The 15,078-nt window shown below is 55.7% G+C and carries 11 protein-coding genes and 4 tRNA genes; all 15 read left to right on the top strand.

What is annotated here, in order from left to right; all coding sequences use genetic code 11:
- Positions 1-216: 216 nt before the first annotated feature.
- The 15 genes from birA to rpoC all read left to right on the top strand — a co-directional run bounded on the left by birA (position 217) and on the right by rpoC (position 14,937).
- Positions 217-1,176 carry a bifunctional biotin--[acetyl-CoA-carboxylase] ligase/biotin operon repressor BirA gene (gene birA / locus M2400_RS12510; protein ID WP_259196599.1) on the top strand — a complete coding sequence of 320 codons (960 nt, stop codon included), beginning with the start codon at positions 217-219 and terminating at the stop codon, positions 1,174-1,176.
- Positions 1,166-1,915, top strand: coding sequence for a pantothenate kinase (locus M2400_RS12505; protein WP_177046159.1), 750 nt, complete (start codon positions 1,166-1,168; stop codon positions 1,913-1,915). Before birA ends, M2400_RS12505 begins: the two co-directional genes overlap by 11 nt.
- Before the next feature lie 7 nt (positions 1,916-1,922).
- A complete protein-coding gene (locus M2400_RS12500; RefSeq protein ID WP_177046157.1) occupies positions 1,923-2,369 on the top strand; it encodes a hypothetical protein in 447 nt (148 codons plus the stop codon).
- Between the two features lie 143 nt (positions 2,370-2,512).
- Positions 2,513-2,597, top strand: a tRNA-Tyr gene (locus M2400_RS12495).
- Positions 2,598-2,620: 23 nt separating this feature from the next.
- Positions 2,621-2,694, top strand: a tRNA-Gly gene (locus M2400_RS12490).
- Positions 2,695-2,720: 26 nt separating this feature from the next.
- Positions 2,721-2,796 (top strand) — tRNA-Thr (locus M2400_RS12485).
- 163 nt (positions 2,797-2,959) lie between these two features.
- Positions 2,960-3,035 (top strand) — tRNA-Trp (locus M2400_RS12480).
- Positions 3,036-3,080: 45 nt separating this feature from the next.
- Entirely contained in the window at positions 3,081-3,449 is a 369-nt protein-coding gene (secE, locus tag M2400_RS12475) for a preprotein translocase subunit SecE (RefSeq protein ID WP_010174463.1), read from the top strand.
- Positions 3,450-3,458: 9 nt separating this feature from the next.
- The gene (gene nusG, locus M2400_RS12470) at positions 3,459-3,992 is read left to right on the top strand and encodes a transcription termination/antitermination protein NusG (protein WP_003176436.1); all 534 of its coding nucleotides are present in this window, start codon (positions 3,459-3,461) and stop codon (positions 3,990-3,992) included.
- Positions 3,993-4,109: 117 nt separating this feature from the next.
- Positions 4,110-4,541 carry a 50S ribosomal protein L11 gene (gene rplK, locus M2400_RS12465; RefSeq protein WP_003210097.1) on the top strand — a complete coding sequence of 144 codons (432 nt, stop codon included), beginning with the start codon at positions 4,110-4,112 and terminating at the stop codon, positions 4,539-4,541.
- Complete coding sequence (rplA, locus tag M2400_RS12460; RefSeq protein WP_003176434.1) at positions 4,541-5,236, top strand: 50S ribosomal protein L1; 696 nt, start codon at positions 4,541-4,543, stop codon at positions 5,234-5,236. Before rplK ends, rplA begins: the two co-directional genes overlap by 1 nt.
- A 198-nt stretch (positions 5,237-5,434) precedes the next feature.
- Positions 5,435-5,935, top strand: a complete 501-nt coding sequence (rplJ, locus tag M2400_RS12455; RefSeq protein WP_015886139.1) for a 50S ribosomal protein L10 — start codon at positions 5,435-5,437, stop codon at positions 5,933-5,935.
- A 78-nt stretch (positions 5,936-6,013) separates the two neighbouring features.
- Positions 6,014-6,379: a 50S ribosomal protein L7/L12 gene (rplL, locus tag M2400_RS12450; protein WP_177046155.1), complete on the top strand. Its 366-nt coding sequence runs from the start codon at positions 6,014-6,016 to the stop codon at positions 6,377-6,379.
- Between the two features lie 220 nt (positions 6,380-6,599).
- Entirely contained in the window at positions 6,600-10,673 is a 4,074-nt protein-coding gene (rpoB, locus tag M2400_RS12445) for a DNA-directed RNA polymerase subunit beta (protein ID WP_017476319.1), read from the top strand.
- A gap of 64 nt (positions 10,674-10,737) precedes the next feature.
- Positions 10,738-14,937 carry a DNA-directed RNA polymerase subunit beta' gene (gene rpoC / locus M2400_RS12440; protein ID WP_076016467.1) on the top strand — a complete coding sequence of 1,400 codons (4,200 nt, stop codon included), beginning with the start codon at positions 10,738-10,740 and terminating at the stop codon, positions 14,935-14,937.
- Positions 14,938-15,078 lie beyond the last annotated feature (141 nt).

The following is a 15,078-nucleotide window of genomic DNA, read 5'->3' as shown; positions in this document are numbered from 1 at the left end:
CGATGGTAGTGTGGGGTTTCCCCATGTGAGAGTAGGTCATCGTCAAGATTAAATTCCAGAACCCCTGATTGCTAACGCAATCAGGGGTTTTGTTTTTGGGCGGTCGAAAAGTATGGCGACCTCCTTCAGGCATCTTCAACGCTAAAGTCCTGCCATTTCTATGCAATGGCCTTATGCATGGCTATCATGCCTGCCTCATTGTGAGGCGAGACTTGCATGCTGACGTTGTTGAAACTTCTAAAAGATGGTCGATTCCACTCCGGGGAAGCGCTTGGTGCTGCCCTGGGTGTCAGTCGCAGTGCTGTATGGAAGCAGCTTCAGCATCTCGAGGCGGAATTGAATCTACCTATTCATAAGGTCCGCGGCAGGGGGTATCAGTTGGCTTCGCCTCTGGTGTTGTTAAGCGCCGATGAAATTGCTCGGCATGTGCCGGTTCCTGCATGGCCTGTTCGTATCTTTGACTCCATTGACTCTACCAATGCCGAAGCATTGCGCCTAATCGAGGCGGGTCGCGCCGCGCCGTTTCTCGTGCTTTCAGAGCAGCAAACTGCCGGCCGGGGAAGGCGAGGGCGAAAGTGGGTCAGTCCTTTCGCTCAAAACGTCTACTACAGTCTCGTGCTGCGGATCGATGGCGGTATGCGCCAGTTGGAGGGCTTAAGCCTGATAGTCGGATTGGCGGTTCTGCAGGCCCTGAGGGATGCGGGTGTTCGTAATGCCGGGTTGAAGTGGCCAAATGATGTATTGGTAGGGCAGAAAAAGATCGCCGGGATTCTCCTGGAGCTGGTTGGGGATCCTGCCGATGTGTGCCATGTCGTCCTTGGTATCGGCATTAACGTGAATATGCAGAAGGCGGATGAGGTTGATCAGCAATGGACTTCTCTCCAGTTGGAGGGTGGCAGTGCTGTTGATCGTAACTACCTGGTAGCGCGCCTGAGCGCACAATTGCAGGCTTATCTTGAGCGTCACCAGGCATCTGGCTTTTCCGCTATCCAGGGTGAATGGGAGCAGAACCATTTATGGCAGGGACGGCCTGTATCTCTCATTGCCGGCGTGAATCAGGTTGACGGAGTGGTAGTGGGGATCGACGGGCATGGTGCGCTACGGTTAAGCGTGGATGGTGTTGAAAAAGTATATAGCGGTGGTGAGTTAAGCCTGAGGCTGCGTGATGATTCTTGAGCTCGACTGTGGGAATAGCTTTATAAAATGGCGAGTGCTTGAGTCGGATAGGGCGCGCATCTTTGCAGAGGGTGTCGTTGGGTCGGATGCCTCTCTGATCGATAGCCTGTTCGCGCTCACGGGGCTTGCGTTAAAGGATTGTCGTTTGGTGAGTGTTCGTGCCTCGGATGAGACGAATCAACTGGTCGCTACCCTGGTAGAAGCGTTTGGCGTCAAAGTTTTCTGTGCTGCCTCAGCAAGGCAGATGGGCGGGGTGCGGAACGGGTATGAAGACTTTGAGCGCCTGGGCCTGGATCGTTGGCTCGCTATGTTGGGTGGTTTTCAGTTGGCGTCGGGCGCGTGCCTGGTGCTCGATTTTGGCACCGCAGCGACCGCGGACTTTATTTCCGCGGACGGCGAGCATCTCGGAGGCTTTATTTGTCCCGGTATGCCGCTTATGCGTAACCAGTTACGAACGCATACCCGCAAAATACGCTATGACGATATTGCTGCTGAGCGTGCCCTTGAGGCCCTGTCTCCGGGCCGTACAACTGTAGAGGCGGTAGAGCGCGGCTGTACGCTTATGCTGAGAGGGTTTGTGCTCACTCAGTTGGAGTTGGCTCGTAGCTATTGGGGCGCCGACTTCACCGTCTTCCTTACCGGTGGAGATGCCGAGCTGGTGGCGGATGCGGTGCCTCACGGAAGGCTCGTCCCTGATCTGGTTTTTGTTGGCCTGGCGATGGCTTGCCCTTTGTCCTGAGGTTTTTATGCGTTGGCTGTTTCTGCTTTTGCTGGTCCTCAATGTCTTCTATTACATCTGGCATCAGCAGGAAGCCCCGTTGAGGGCTAAAGATGTCACGCCTTTGGCGCTCTACCGTGGTTCTCAGCAAGATATTCGGCTGTTAAGCGAGTCGGCTGATGCCATGGTGCGGCGAGACAGGGCAAAAGCTCCCGAGGCGCAGGCTGCGTGCCTGTACATCGGCGGCCTGACTGATCAAAAAGAGGTTCAGTCCGTTGAGCAGCGCCTCACAAGCCTGGATATCAAGGTCAAGCTGCAATCTCTGAACCTGCCGGACGCTTCGGGATACTGGCTGCGAGTAGCCCCAGAAAGCCGGCGTCTGGCCGATGATCTGCCCTTCGAAAACCTTGCTAATGAATTCAATGAGTTAAAACATAAAATAATGCCGTGCGAAGGCATTGCAACCTTCGAATAGTTTGCATAGAATGGCGCCCGCTTCGCAGTGAAGACCTCTTGGGTCGACAGGGTGAAGCGAAGGTCAACGCAGCTAACCTCATATTTTTTAATGAGAAAATGCTTGACAGAAGGCTGGCATGATGTAGAATGCCGGCTCGCTTAGGAGGGGTTCCCGAGCGGCCAAAGGGATCAGACTGTAAATCTGACGTCTACGACTTCGAAGGTTCGAATCCTTCCCCCTCCACCATTTTAGCGTGAGCTGCAAGCTCCGCGGGTATAGTTTAGTGGTAGAACCTCAGCCTTCCAAGCTGATGATGCGGGTTCGATTCCCGCTACCCGCTCCAAGTTTGCAGGTTGTGCAAGTTGTTTCGCTCTTGTAGCTCAGTTGGTAGAGCACACCCTTGGTAAGGGTGAGGTCAGCGGTTCAAATCCGCTCAAGAGCTCCATATAACAAGGCAGATATGAAAATATCTGCCTTTGTTTTAACAGCTTCCTCTGGTTGATTCTGCTCTCTTTCGTTGTCTTGTCTGGGTTCGTTTCAGGTCTGCAGGGGTTTGTTGTTGTAAAGTCTTTTTCAGATCGGCATAATTGTCGGCCTGATTTTGTTTTAGGTCAGTAGCTCAATTGGCAGAGCGACGGTCTCCAAAACCGTAGGTTGGGGGTTCGATTCCCTCCTGACCTGCCAGATTCACTTGGTGTATCTGGCTTTCTTTTCACAGGATCTTCATAGATGACTCCTAAGGCTGAAGCTCAAGGCTCTCGCTTCGATCTGCTCAAGTGGCTGGTAGTAGTCGCTATTGTGGTCGTAGGCGTTGTTGGCAACCAGTACTACTCTGCGTCGCCGATCCTGTACCGCGTTCTCGCATTGCTCGCCCTTGCTGCTGTCGCTGCCTTTGTTGGCCTGCAGACTGCAAAAGGCAAGTCGTTTGCGGTACTGGTAAAGGAAGCTCGTACCGAGATCCGTAAAGTCGTTTGGCCGACTCGCCAAGAAACCACGCAGACCACGTTGATCGTGGTAGCTGTTGTTCTGGTTATGGCGTTGCTGTTGTGGGGGCTTGATTCCCTGCTCGGCTGGCTTGTTTCCTTGATTGTTGGCTAAGGGTGTCCCGTGGCTAAGCGTTGGTACGTTGTGCATGCTTACTCGGGTTACGAGAAGCATGTCATGCGCTCTTTGCTAGAGCGCGTAAAGCTGGCAGGCATGGAAGATGGCTTCGGCGAAATTCTGGTTCCCACTGAAGAAGTGGTTGAAATGCGTAATGGCCAGAAACGCAAAAGCGAGCGCAAGTTCTTCCCTGGCTACGTGCTGGTTCAAATGGACATGAATGAGGGTACTTGGCACTTGGTCAAGGACACTCCTCGCGTCATGGGTTTCATCGGCGGTACTGCTGATAAGCCTGCTCCGATCACCGACAAGGAAGCAGAAGCGATTCTGCGTCGTGTTGCTGACGGTAGCGACAAGCCTAAGCCGAAGACGTTGTTCGAGCCGGGCGAGGTTGTTCGTGTCACAGATGGTCCGTTTGCAGATTTTAACGGCACTGTCGAAGAAGTTAACTACGAAAAGAGCCGGATCCAAGTGGCGGTGCTCATTTTCGGTCGCTCTACTCCGGTAGAGCTAGAGTTCAGCCAGGTCGAAAAAGTCTAGCTGAGCAAGCATCCCAACCCCGCAGCCTTAGGCTGTGGGGTTTTGTCGTCACTGGGATAAACGCGCAAGTAACCGGGGAGCCTTTCGAGGCGTTCGAACCCGTAATTGGAGTGCCTCATGGCCAAGAAGATTACCGCTTACATCAAGCTGCAAGTGAAGGCCGCTCAGGCCAACCCAAGCCCACCTGTTGGTCCAGCTCTGGGTCAGCACGGCGTGAACATCATGGAATTCTGCAAGGCCTTCAACGCCCGTACTCAGGGTATTGAGCCAGGTCTGCCGACTCCAGTGATCATCACTGTATACAGCGACCGTAGCTTCACCTTCGAAACCAAGTCGACCCCGGCTTCGGTTCTGTTGAAGAAAGCTGCTGGTCTGACTAGCGGTTCCGCTCGTCCTAACACCGTTAAGGTTGGCACCGTGACCCGTGCTCAGCTGGAAGAAATCGCGAAAACCAAAAACGCGGATCTGACTGCAGCTGATATGGATGCAGCCGTGCGTACCATCGCCGGTTCTGCTCGTAGCATGGGCCTTAACGTGGAGGGTGTGTAATGGCTAAGCTGACCAAGCGCCAAAAGGCTATCGCCGGCAAAATCGAAGCGGGCAAGTCCTACAACTTTGTAGACGCTGCTGCTCTGCTGACCGAGCTGTCGACTGTCAAGTTCAGCGAGTCTGTTGACGTTGCTGTAAACCTGGGCGTTGACCCACGTAAATCCGACCAGGTCGTTCGTAGCGCTACTGTGCTGCCACACGGTACTGGCAAGACTGTACGTGTTGCTGTCTTCACCCAAGGCCCAGCAGCTGAAGCTGCTCTGGCCGCCGGCGCTGATCGCGTTGGCATGGACGACCTGGCTGCCGAAATGAAAGGCGGCGACCTGAACTATGACGTCGTAATTGCTTCCCCGGATGCAATGCGCGTTGTAGGTCAGTTGGGTCAGATCCTCGGTCCACGTGGTCTGATGCCTAACCCTAAAGTCGGCACCGTAACTCCAGACGTAGCTACCGCGGTTAAAAACGCCAAGGCTGGTCAGGTTCGTTATCGCACCGACAAAAACGGCATCATTCACACCTCCGTTGGCAAAGTCGGCTTTGATGCCGTCAAGCTGAAGGAAAACGTTGAAGCCCTGATCGCTGATCTGAAGCGTATCAAGCCAGCTTCCTCGAAAGGTATCTACGTCAAGCGCGTTACCCTGAGCACCACTATGGGCCCAGGTCTGGTCATCGACCAAGGCTCGCTGGACGTATAAGACACAAACTGGCGCAAGTAATTGCGTGAGTTGAAAGATTGGGGTCCCTGCCTGGCGGGGGCTATCCAAGACCGTAGGCGGCGAAAGTCTTAAACCACAAGCCTACGCAGATGGTGCTCCCGGTTCCTTACCGAATCAGACACCAAAACGACATCCGGCCCAGGCCAGATGAAACGGTAACAAGCAGGAGTTAAACCCGTGGCAATTAATCTCGAAGACAAGAAGGCCATCGTCGCTGAAGTCAACGAGGCTGCCAAAGCTGCTCTGTCCGCTGTCGTGGCTGATGCCCGTGGTGTGACAGTAAGCGCTATGACCGGACTCCGTAAAGAGGCTCGTGAAGCTGGCGTATACGTACGTGTTGTACGTAACACCCTGCTCAAGCGCGCTGTTGCTGACACTGAATACAGTGTCCTCAACGACGTGTTCACCGGCCCGACCCTGATTGCGTTCTCCACTGATCATCCAGGCGCTGCTGCCCGTTTGTTCAAGGAATTCGCCAAGGGTCAGGACAAGTTCGAGATCAAGGCAGCTGCGTTCGAGGGCAAGTTCCTCGCAGCTAACCAAATCGACGTACTGGCAACACTGCCGACCCGTAACGAAGCTATTTCTCAGCTGATGAGCGTGATTCAAGGCGCTACCAGCAAGTTGGCTCGTACTCTGGCCGCAGTTCGCGAGCAAAAAGAAGCTGCCGCAGCCTAAGGCTGAGCAACTCCTCTCGCGTATTTTTGTTTATTTCGATGGCCGCGTAGGCCGTCCCCCAATTCAGGAATTACAGCAATGTCTATCTCCCAAGACGATATCCTCAACGCCGTAGCTGAAATGTCGGTTCTGCAGGTTGTTGAGCTGATCAAAGCTTTCGAAGAAAAATTCGGCGTTTCCGCTGCCGCTGCTTCCGCCGGTCCAGCTGCTGCTGCTGCCGTTGTTGAAGAGCAAACCGAATTCAACGTCATGCTGCTGGAAGCTGGCGAGAAGAAAGTAAACGTGATCAAGGCAGTACGTGAACTGACCGGTCTGGGCCTGAAAGAAGCCAAGGCAGTAGTTGACGGCGCCCCTGCCCAGGTTCTGGAAGCAGTGTCGAAAGACGCAGCTGACAAAGCTAAAGCAGTGCTGGAAGAAGCAGGCGCTAAAGTCGAGCTGAAGTAAGCATCGACCTTGCGTCTCCAGCCCAAGCGTTAAGCTGAAGGCTGATGGCTGGTGGCTCTTGCCACCGGCCTTTTTCCGTTATTGGCAATCGACTCGGTCGTCGCCTCTAACGCGCTGTAACCACCCGATGCGGTGGCGCAAACCATGGGGTTTGCAAGATTTTCTGGCTGCTCCCGTCGGGAGGGGCCAAACAAGCAGGTGACCAAGCTGGGGAACGCTGATGGCTTACTCATATACTGAGAAAAAACGTATCCGCAAGGACTTTAGCAAGTTGCCGGACGTCATGGATGTCCCGTACCTTCTGGCTATCCAGCTGGATTCGTATCGTGAATTCTTGCAGGCGGGAGCGACCAAAGATCAGTTCCGCGACGTGGGCCTGCATGCGGCCTTCAAATCCGTTTTCCCGATCATCAGCTACTCCGGCAATGCTGCGCTGGAGTACGTCGGTTATCGCCTGGGCGAACCGGCATTTGATGTCAAAGAATGCGTGTTGCGCGGTGTTACGTACGCCGTACCTTTGCGGGTAAAAGTCCGCCTGATCATTTTCGACAAAGAGTCGTCGAACAAAGCGATCAAGGACATCAAAGAGCAAGAAGTCTACATGGGTGAAATCCCCCTGATGACTGAGAACGGTACCTTCGTTATCAACGGTACCGAGCGCGTTATCGTTTCCCAGCTGCACCGTTCCCCGGGCGTGTTCTTCGACCACGACCGCGGCAAGACGCACAGCTCCGGCAAGCTCCTGTACTCCGCGCGGATCATTCCGTACCGTGGTTCGTGGTTGGACTTCGAGTTCGACCCGAAAGACTGCGTGTTCGTGCGTATCGACCGTCGTCGCAAGCTGCCGGCCTCGGTACTGCTGCGCGCGCTCGGCTATACCACTGAGCAAGTGCTGGATGCCTTCTACACCACTAACGTATTCCACCTGAGCGGCGAAACCCTCAGCCTGGAACTGGTGCCTCAGCGCCTGCGTGGTGAGATTGCGGTCCTGGACATCCAGGACGAAAAAGGCAAGGTCATCGTTGAAGCCGGCCGCCGTATTACCGCGCGCCACATCAACCAGATCGAAAAAGCCGGTATCAAGACGCTGGAAGTGCCTCTGGACTACGTCCTGGGTCGCACCACCGCCAAGGTCATCGTGCACCCGGCCACTGGCGAAATCCTGGCTGAATGCAACACCGAGCTGAACACCGAGATCCTGGCAAAAATCGCCAAGTCCCAGGTCGTTCGCATCGAGACCCTGTACACCAACGACATCGACTGCGGTCCGTTCGTCTCCGACACCCTGAAGATCGACTCCACCAGCAACCAATTGGAAGCGCTGGTCGAGATCTATCGCATGATGCGTCCTGGCGAGCCACCAACCAAAGACGCTGCCGAGACCCTGTTCAACAACCTGTTCTTCAGCCCTGAGCGCTATGACCTGTCTGCGGTCGGCCGGATGAAATTCAACCGTCGTATCGGTCGTACCGAGATCGAAGGTTCGGGCGTGTTGTGCAAGGAAGATATCGTCGCGGTACTGAAGACCCTGGTCGACATCCGTAACGGTAAAGGCATCGTCGATGACATCGACCACCTGGGTAACCGTCGTGTTCGCTGTGTAGGCGAAATGGCCGAGAACCAGTTCCGTGTTGGCCTGGTACGTGTTGAGCGTGCGGTCAAAGAGCGTCTGTCGATGGCCGAAAGCGAAGGCCTGATGCCGCAAGACCTGATCAACGCCAAGCCAGTGGCTGCGGCGGTGAAAGAGTTCTTCGGTTCCAGCCAGCTCTCGCAGTTCATGGACCAGAACAACCCGCTCTCCGAGATCACCCACAAGCGCCGTGTTTCCGCACTGGGCCCGGGCGGTCTGACTCGTGAGCGTGCAGGCTTTGAAGTTCGTGACGTACACCCGACTCACTACGGTCGTGTATGCCCGATTGAAACGCCGGAAGGTCCGAACATCGGCCTGATCAACTCCCTGGCCGCCTATGCGCGCACCAACCAGTACGGCTTCCTCGAGAGCCCGTACCGTGTGGTGAAAGACGCACTGGTCACCGACGAGATCGTGTTCCTGTCCGCCATCGAAGAAGCCGATCACGTGATCGCTCAGGCCTCGGCCACGATGAACGACAAGAAAATGCTGATCGACGAGCTGGTAGCTGTTCGTCACTTGAACGAGTTCACCGTCAAGGCGCCGGAAGACGTCACCTTGATGGACGTATCGCCGAAGCAGGTAGTTTCGGTTGCAGCGTCGCTGATCCCGTTCCTGGAACACGATGACGCCAACCGTGCGTTGATGGGTTCCAACATGCAGCGTCAAGCTGTACCGACCCTGCGTGCTGACAAGCCGCTGGTAGGTACCGGCATGGAGCGTAACGTAGCTCGTGACTCCGGCGTTTGCGTCGTGGCTCGTCGTGGCGGCGTAATCGACTCCGTTGATGCCAGCCGTATCGTGGTTCGTGTTGCCGATGACGAAGTTGAAACTGGCGAAGCCGGTGTCGACATCTACAACCTGACCAAATACACCCGCTCCAACCAGAACACCTGCATCAACCAGCGTCCGCTGGTGAGCAAGGGTGATCGGGTTCAGCGCAGCGACATCATGGCAGACGGTCCGTCCACCGATATGGGTGAGCTGGCACTGGGCCAGAACATGCGCATCGCGTTCATGGCCTGGAACGGTTACAACTTCGAAGACTCCATCTGCCTGTCCGAGCGTGTGGTTCAGGAAGATCGCTTCACCACGATCCACATTCAGGAACTGACCTGTGTGGCGCGTGACACCAAGCTTGGGCCAGAGGAAATCACTGCAGACATCCCGAACGTGGGTGAAGCTGCACTGAACAAGCTGGACGAAGCCGGTATCGTTTACGTAGGTGCTGAAGTTGGCGCAGGCGACATTCTGGTGGGTAAGGTCACTCCGAAAGGCGAGACCCAACTGACTCCGGAAGAGAAGCTGTTGCGTGCCATCTTCGGTGAAAAAGCCAGCGACGTTAAAGACACCTCCCTGCGCGTACCTACCGGTACCAAGGGCACTGTCATCGACGTACAGGTCTTCACCCGTGACGGCGTTGAGCGTGATGCTCGTGCACTGTCCATCGAGAAGACTCAACTCGACGAGATCCGCAAGGACCTGAACGAAGAGTTCCGTATCGTTGAGGGCGCGACCTTCGAACGTCTGCGTTCCGCCCTGGTAGGTCACAAGGCTGAAGGCGGCGCAGGTCTGAAGAAAGGTCAGGACATCACCGACGAAGTACTCGACGGTCTTGAGCACGGCCAGTGGTTCAAACTGCGCATGGCTGAAGACGCTCTGAACGAGCAGCTCGAGAAGGCCCAGGCCTACATCGTTGATCGTCGCCGTCTGCTGGACGACAAGTTCGAAGACAAGAAGCGCAAACTGCAGCAGGGCGATGACCTGGCTCCAGGCGTGCTGAAAATCGTCAAGGTTTACCTGGCAATCCGTCGCCGCATCCAGCCGGGCGACAAGATGGCCGGTCGTCACGGTAACAAAGGTGTGGTCTCTGTGATCATGCCGGTTGAAGACATGCCGCACGATGCCAATGGCACCCCGGTCGACGTCGTCCTCAACCCGCTGGGCGTACCTTCGCGTATGAACGTTGGTCAGATCCTTGAAACCCACCTGGGCCTCGCGGCCAAAGGTCTGGGCGAGAAGATCAACCGTATGATCGAAGAGCAGCGCAAGGTTGCTGACCTGCGCAAGTTCCTGCACGAGATCTACAACGAGATCGGCGGTCGCAACGAAGAGCTGGACACCTTCTCCGACCAGGAAATCCTGGATCTGGCGAAGAACCTGCGCGGCGGCGTTCCAATGGCTACCCCGGTGTTCGACGGTGCCAAGGAAAGCGAAATCAAGGCCATGCTGAAACTGGCAGACCTGCCAGAAAGCGGCCAGATGCAGCTGTTCGACGGCCGTACCGGCAACAAGTTTGAGCGCCCGGTTACTGTTGGCTACATGTACATGCTGAAGCTGAACCACTTGGTAGACGACAAGATGCACGCTCGTTCTACCGGTTCGTACAGCCTGGTTACCCAGCAGCCGCTGGGTGGTAAGGCTCAGTTCGGTGGTCAGCGTTTCGGGGAGATGGAGGTCTGGGCACTGGAAGCATACGGTGCTGCTTACACTCTGCAAGAAATGCTCACAGTGAAGTCGGACGATGTGAACGGTCGGACCAAGATGTACAAAAACATCGTGGACGGCGATCACCGTATGGAGCCGGGCATGCCCGAGTCCTTCAACGTGTTGATCAAAGAAATTCGTTCCCTCGGCATCGATATCGATCTGGAAACCGAATAACACGTGACGCGAATCGAGAGCGGGGCTGTTTAGCCCGCTCTCTGCTCCGCCAGGAGGAAAGGCCTTGAAAGACCTACTGAATTTGCTGAAAAACCAGGGTCAAGTCGAAGAGTTCGACGCCATCCGTATTGGATTGGCATCGCCTGAGATGATCCGTTCGTGGTCGTTCGGTGAAGTTAAAAAGCCGGAAACCATCAACTACCGTACGTTCAAACCAGAACGTGACGGCCTGTTCTGCGCCAAGATCTTTGGCCCGGTAAAGGATTACGAGTGCCTGTGCGGTAAGTACAAGCGCTTGAAGCACCGTGGTGTGATCTGCGAGAAGTGCGGCGTTGAAGTTGCACTGGCCAAGGTTCGTCGTGAGCGCATGGCGCACATCGAACTGGCTTCGCCGGTTGCCCACATCTGGTTCCTGAAATCGCTGCCGTCCCGTATCGGCTTGCTGATGGACATGACCCTGCGTGATATCGAACGCGTTCTCTACTTCGAGAGCTATGTCGTTATCGATCCAGGCATGACCACCCTTGAAAAAGGTCAGCTGCTCAACGACGAGCAGTACTTCGAAGCGCTGGAAGAGTTCGGCGACGATTTCGATGCCCGCATGGGTGCCGAAGCTGTCCGTGAACTGCTGCACGCTATCGACCTGGAACACGAGATTGGCCGTCTGCGTGAAGAAATTCCGCAAACTAACTCCGAAACCAAGATCAAGAAGCTGTCCAAGCGTCTGAAGTTGATGGAAGCCTTCCAGGGTTCCGGCAACCTGCCAGAGTGGATGGTGCTGACCGTTCTGCCGGTTCTGCCGCCAGACCTGCGTCCGCTGGTACCGTTGGATGGTGGTCGCTTCGCGACTTCCGACCTCAACGACCTGTACCGTCGCGTGATCAACCGTAACAACCGCTTGAAGCGCCTGCTTGATCTGTCCGCTCCGGACATCATCGTGCGCAACGAAAAGCGTATGTTGCAAGAAGCTGTCGATGCCTTGCTCGACAACGGTCGTCGTGGCCGCGCTATCACCGGTTCGAACAAGCGTCCTCTGAAATCCCTGGCTGACATGATCAAGGGTAAGCAAGGCCGTTTCCGTCAGAACTTGCTCGGTAAGCGTGTTGACTACTCCGGTCGTTCGGTAATTACCGTAGGCCCGACCCTGCGTCTGCACCAGTGCGGTCTGCCTAAGAAGATGGCTCTGGAGCTGTTCAAGCCGTTCATTTTCGGCAAGCTGGAAATGCGTGGTCTCGCGACTACCATCAAAGCCGCCAAGAAAATGGTCGAGCGCGAACTGCCAGAGGTTTGGGACGTTCTCGCTGAAGTGATCCGTGAACACCCGGTTCTCCTCAACCGTGCACCGACCCTTCACCGTCTGGGTATCCAGGCGTTTGAACCGGTACTGATCGAAGGTAAGGCTATCCAGCTGCACCCTCTGGTCTGTGCTGCGTACAACGCCGACTTCGACGGCGACCAAATGGCCGTGCACGTACCGCTGACACTGGAAGCCCAGTTGGAAGCGCGTGCGTTGATGATGTCGACCAACAACATTCTGTCGCCAGCCAACGGTGAGCCAATCATCGTTCCGTCGCAGGACGTTGTATTGGGTCTGTACTACATGACTCGTGAAGCGATCAACGCCAAGGGCGAAGGTCGTGTGTTCGCGGATCTGCAGGAAGTTGACCGTGTGTTCCGTGCCGGCGAAGCCGCACTGCACGCCAAGGTTAAAGTCCGCATCCACGAAACCATCAACGATCGTGACGGTGGCAGCGTCAAGAACACCCGTATCGTCGACACCACTGTCGGCCGTGCGCTGTTGTTCCAGGTTGTTCCACCTGGCCTGTCGTACGACGTGGTCAACCAGCCAATGAAGAAAAAGGCGATCTCCAAGCTGATCAACCAGTGCTACCGCGTGGTTGGTTTGAAAGAGACCGTTATCTTCGCTGACCAGTTGATGTACACCGGTTTTGCTTATTCGACCATTTCCGGCGTTTCCATCGGTGTTAACGACTTCGTTATCCCGGACGAGAAAGCCGCCATCATCGGTGCTGCTACCGATGAAGTGAAAGAGATCGAAAGCCAGTACGCCTCCGGCCTGGTAACCCAGGGCGAGAAGTACAACAAAGTGATCGACCTTTGGTCCAAGGCCAACGACGAAGTGTCGAAGGCAATGATGTCGAACCTCTCGAAAGAGCGCGTTATCGACCGTCATGGCGTGGAAGTCGATCAAGAGTCGTTCAACTCGATGTACATGATGGCCGACTCGGGCGCACGGGGTTCTGCTGCGCAGATCCGTCAGCTCGCCGGTATGCGTGGCCTGATGGCCAAGCCGGACGGTTCCATCATCGAAACGCCGATTACTGCGAACTTCCGTGAAGGCTTGAGCGTACTTCAGTACTTCATCTCGACTCACGGTGCTCGTAAAGGTCTGGCGGATACCGCGTTGAAAACCGCTAACTCCGGTTACCTGACTCGTCGTCTGGTAGACGTTGCGCAAGACTTGGTTGTGACTGAAGTCGACTGCGGCACCGAGCACGGTCTGCTGATGACTCCGCACATCGAAGGCGGCGACGTTGTAGAGCCGTTGGGTGAGCGCGTACTGGGTCGAGTAATCGCCCGTGACGTATTCAAGCCAGGTACCGAGGAAATCATCGTTCCTGCCGGCACACTGGTAGACGAGAAGTGGGTAGAGTTCATCGAACTCAACAGCATCGACGAAGTGATTGTTCGCTCGCCGATCAGCTGCGAAACCCGCTACGGCATTTGCGCCAAGTGCTACGGCCGTGACTTGGCTCGTGGTCACCAGGTGAACATCGGTGAAGCGGTCGGCGTTATCGCTGCCCAGTCCATCGGTGAGCCGGGTACCCAGCTGACCATGCGTACGTTCCACATTGGTGGTGCGGCAAGCCGGACCTCCGCAGCCGACAGCGTTCAGGTGAAGAATGGCGGTACCGTCCGTCTGCACAACCTGAAGCACGTTGAGCGAGTGGATGGCCACCTGGTTGCTGTGTCCCGTTCCGGTGAGCTGGCAATCGCTGATGACTACGGTCGTGAGCGTGAGCGTTACAAGCTGCCGTACGGTGCTGTGATTTCGGTTAAAGAAGGTGACAAGGTCGACGCTGGCGCAATCGTGGCCAAGTGGGATCCGCACACTCACCCAATCGTTACCGAAATGAAAGGTACCGTGACCTACGTGGGCATGGAAGAAGGCATCACGATCAAGCGTCAGACTGACGAATTGACCGGTATGACCAACATTGAAGTACTCGACGCCAAAGACCGTCCAGCTGCAGGCAAAGATATCCGTCCTGCTGTGAAGATGGTTGATGACAACGGCAAGGATCTGTTGCTGCCAGGCACTGACGTTATCGCTCAGTACTTCCTGCCAGCCAACGCCCTGGTCGGTGTTGCGGATGGTGCGAAGATCGCGATCGGTGATGTTATCGCTCGTATCCCGCAAGAAACTTCGAAGACCCGTGACATCACCGGTGGTCTGCCGCGTGTTGCCGACTTGTTCGAAGCTCGTCGTCCGAAGGAAGCGTCGATTCTGGCTGAAGTCAGCGGCACCATCGCGTTCGGTAAAGAGACCAAAGGCAAGCGCCGTCTGGTTATCACCCCGAACGACGGTAGCGATCCGTATGAAGAGCTGATTCCGAAGTGGCGTCACCTGAACGTCTTCGAAGGCGAACAGGTAAACCGCGGCGAAGTTATCTCCGACGGCCCGAGCGATCCACACGACATCCTGCGTCTGCTGGGTGTGAGTGCGCTGGCCAAGTACATCGTTAACGAGATCCAGGACGTTTACCGTCTGCAAGGCGTGAAGATCAACGATAAGCACATCGAGACCATCCTGCGTCAGATGCTGCGTAAAGTTGAAATCGCTGAATCCGGCGATTCGAGTTTCATCAAGGGCGACCAGATGGAACTGACTCACGTACTGGTAGAGAACGAGCGTCTGGCTGGCGACGAGAAATTCGTTTCCAAATTCACTCGTGTGTTGCTGGGTATCACCAAGGCGTCGTTGTCCACTGAGTCGTTCATCTCGGCGGCCTCCTTCCAGGAGACTACCCGCGTACTGACCGAAGCAGCGGTAACCGGCAAGCGCGATTACCTGCGCGGCCTGAAAGAAAACGTGGTTGTGGGTCGTCTGATCCCGGCCGGTACCGGTTTGGCCTACCACAGCGAGCGTAAGCGTCGCCGTGAACTCGACAAGCCGTTGCGCGTAAGCGCCAGTGAAGTGGAAGCTGCACTGACCGAAGCACTGAACTCAAGCGGTAACTGAGTTCTGCAGTAAATAAGACCGGGCCCTGGCAGCCCCGTTCGTCGGACCGAGACAGATTTGTCCCGGTTCGATGGAGGGGGAGGTCGGGGCCTTGCCTTGACTGGGGACAAGATCCTCTTTAGACTCTTGTACCCCTAAATT

The organism is Pseudomonas sp. BIGb0558, assembly GCF_024807515.1.
GTDB classification, from domain to species: Bacteria; Pseudomonadota; Gammaproteobacteria; order Pseudomonadales; family Pseudomonadaceae; genus Aquipseudomonas; species Aquipseudomonas yamanorum_A.
Note: the sequence above shows the minus strand (reverse complement) of the source record. Positions and strands in the feature narration are given on the sequence as shown.

Excerpts from the sequence above, each read along its gene's own strand:
- M2400_RS12505 (WP_177046159.1), top strand. The coding sequence starts at position 1,166 with ATGATTCTTGAGCTCGACTGTGGGAATAGCTTTATAAAATGGCGAGTG.
- rplK (WP_003210097.1), top strand. The coding sequence starts at position 4,110 with ATGGCCAAGAAGATTACCGCTTACATCAAGCTGCAAGTGAAGGCCGCT.
- M2400_RS12500 (WP_177046157.1), top strand. The coding sequence starts at position 1,923 with ATGCGTTGGCTGTTTCTGCTTTTGCTGGTCCTCAATGTCTTCTATTAC.
- rplL (WP_177046155.1), top strand. The coding sequence starts at position 6,014 with ATGTCTATCTCCCAAGACGATATCCTCAACGCCGTAGCTGAAATGTCG.
- secE (WP_010174463.1), top strand. The coding sequence starts at position 3,081 with ATGACTCCTAAGGCTGAAGCTCAAGGCTCTCGCTTCGATCTGCTCAAG.
- rplA (WP_003176434.1), top strand. The coding sequence starts at position 4,541 with ATGGCTAAGCTGACCAAGCGCCAAAAGGCTATCGCCGGCAAAATCGAA.
- birA (WP_259196599.1), top strand. The coding sequence starts at position 217 with ATGCTGACGTTGTTGAAACTTCTAAAAGATGGTCGATTCCACTCCGGG.
- rpoB (WP_017476319.1), top strand. The coding sequence starts at position 6,600 with ATGGCTTACTCATATACTGAGAAAAAACGTATCCGCAAGGACTTTAGC.